Source organism: Pseudomonas sp. LAMO17WK12:I10 (assembly GCF_900215185.1).
GTDB classification, from domain to species: Bacteria; Pseudomonadota; Gammaproteobacteria; order Pseudomonadales; family Pseudomonadaceae; genus Aquipseudomonas; species Aquipseudomonas chlororaphis.
Map to the genome: position 1 here is coordinate 1 of NZ_OBDX01000078.1, position 2,361 is coordinate 2,361.

Sequence of the window (2,361 nt, forward strand, 5' to 3'; positions counted from 1 at the left end):
AAGAAATGGTAACTTTAGTTTATTTTGTCTACACCTTCTAGGGAAGCTCCGATCAACTTGCAGCAACCGAGCGGCAAGTTGAAAATATCGTGGCGTTCGGCGCTATATTCTCGCAAAACGTCCCGTGCGCACGGCCTTGCCGGGCTTGTCACCCCATTTCTCCGTGTCACACGTGTAACTTGCCCATACCCATCAGCTTTTTTCGAGCCATCCACAGGTTTGATAGAGCGAACAGCGTGGTCAGCTGAGCGGTGTTTTTCATCAGTCCGCGAAAACGCACTTTCACATAACCAAACTGACGCTTGATCACCCGAAATGGATGTTCGACCTTGGCCCGTGTCTGGGCTTTCACGTACTCTTTTTTTCGCTTGGCCTTATAAAGCACACTGTGCTTATTCAGCCCGGAGTAGGTGCTGCGCCTAGCTGCGATCTGCCAAACTACCTCGCGATTCTCATGCTCTTTGCGCTTCTCCGCACCGGTGTAGCCCGCATCGGCATAGACCGCGTTTTCCTCGCCATGCAGCAGTTCGGCAACCTGGGTGACATCGGCTACATTCGCCGCCGCGCCGTGAACGTGGTGAACCAGCCTCGACTCAACATCAGCACCGATATGCGCCTTCATTCCAAAGAAGTATTGGTTCCCTTTCTTCGTTTGGTGCATCTCCGGATCGCGTTTGCCGTCCTCGTTTTTGGTCGAACTGGGCGCGTGAATAATCGTCGCATCGACGATTGTACCCTGGCGCAGGGAAAGGCCTTTTTCCTGCAAGTAACCGTTGATAACCGCAAGGATGGCAGGGGCCAACTTATGCTTCTCCAGCAGGTGCCGGAAGTTCATGATCGTGGTGTCTTCCGGGATTGGCGCGCTCAGCGTCAGATGCGCGAACTGGCGCATGGGCGTGATTTCATAGAGCGCTTCTTCCATGGCCGGATCGCTCAGGGAGAACCAGTTCTGCAACAGATGAATGCGCAGCAAGGTTTCCAACGGATAGGGTTTTCGACCACCGCCGGCCTTCGGGTAATATGGTTTGATCAGCTTCAGCAAACCGTTCCAGGGCACGACCTGATCCATCTCTGCGAGAAACCGCTCGCGGCGAGTTTGCTTACGTTTGCCGGCGTATTCGAAGTCGGAAAAGCTCATCTGGCTCATGAGGGGCTCGGGTCAAGTGGTGAGGCTGTATTTCATCACGATTGAGGAGTTGTTCGGAGTTTCCCAAGCTGCGAGATGCCAATATGTTTAGCCATGGTTTGATCGCGAGCGTGGCGAAGACAGGCCGAGTGTGTCCTGCTGCAACTGAAAAATATTAAAAGTTTAAATGCTCATAGTTTTTTACCCTCTATCCAGTTGTCTCGTCGCGCGGCGGGATGTACCGAGTAGATGCCACAGGTGCCGCATCTCAATAATGTCGCCATGAAATGGCGGTTATCTCTGAGCGTAGACGAATAAGCTGCTATAGGCTCGCGAAAATTGCTGTTCCTGCTTGGGAATAGCTATTGCCAAAGTGGTTTGATATCGGAGAGCGCTATGGCTAGTGCTAAATATTTGCTCAAACATAATGGAAGGGAAATTGATGTTTGGCAGCGCCGAACTTTGCTCGAAGGCGGTCCGTTTAGAATGCTTACCGAAATGGCGGTGCGGGGCGAGGCTCACGAATGGGGAGAAGTTCAGGGTCGAAAGCACATCGAAAGAGTGGGTCGCAGTGCTGGTCGTATGGCCGCAGGGCTGGGCATGGACAAAGGGTATTGTGAGACAATTTCTTTTGCAGCTACGCTACATGATATAGGCAAGTTGTTTTGCCCGCCATCAGGCATTTCAAGTTGGTATTGTAAAGATCGGGGGTTGCGCGAGAAAGCTGCAAGTCACGCATTGAGGGGCGGAGCATATTTAAATTCCTTAAATCCCATGGGCGGAGGGCTTCTTGGCATGGCGGCAGAAATTGCATTGAATCATCATGAAGCATGGAATGGTAATGGTTTTCCTCACGGTCGTTCAGAAAAATTTATTCCCTTGGCCGCGCGTATTGTAGCGATAGTTGATTTTTATGACACTTGTACCTACCTGGGTGGGGAAATTGAAGTGCTCAATAAAGTCGAGGTAACAGAACTTCTGAGAGCGGCTGCTGGTGAATATTTCGATCCAGCGCTAGTGCGCCTATTTATTACTCAAAGTGAGGGGTGCTACGTTTAGGGTCTACAATGGCGCTGTTGCTTTCATGTTTGCCGCTGATTATGCAGTCCGGATTGCTGGTCAATTTTTGGCGCCTCTCATCTACAGGGCGTTCTCAATCAGGCCAGCCAAATGACGGCTGACACGAGACTCAACATCGCCTGATAGTTCCTGGCCCGTCGCTCATATCGGGTCGC

General features: G+C 51.5%; 2 protein-coding genes. One reads left to right on the forward strand and one right to left on the reverse strand.

Going from position 1 to position 2,361, the window contains the following annotated elements:
• Positions 1-166: 166 nt before the first annotated feature.
• Complete coding sequence (locus CRO75_RS32120) at positions 167-1,147, reverse strand: IS5 family transposase (RefSeq protein WP_097140651.1); 981 nt, start codon at positions 1,145-1,147, stop codon at positions 167-169.
• 375 nt (positions 1,148-1,522) lie between these two features.
• Between CRO75_RS32120 and CRO75_RS32125 the strand changes: the two genes are divergently transcribed.
• On the forward strand, positions 1,523-2,185 hold the full coding sequence (locus CRO75_RS32125) for an HD domain-containing phosphohydrolase (protein ID WP_097140653.1): 663 nt from the start codon (positions 1,523-1,525) through the stop codon (positions 2,183-2,185).
• The last annotated feature ends 176 nt before the right edge of the window (positions 2,186-2,361 follow it).

Excerpts from the sequence above, each read along its gene's own strand:
- CRO75_RS32120 (WP_097140651.1), bottom strand. The coding sequence starts at position 1,147 with ATGAGCCAGATGAGCTTTTCCGACTTCGAATACGCCGGCAAACGTAAG.
- CRO75_RS32125 (WP_097140653.1), top strand. The coding sequence starts at position 1,523 with ATGGCTAGTGCTAAATATTTGCTCAAACATAATGGAAGGGAAATTGAT.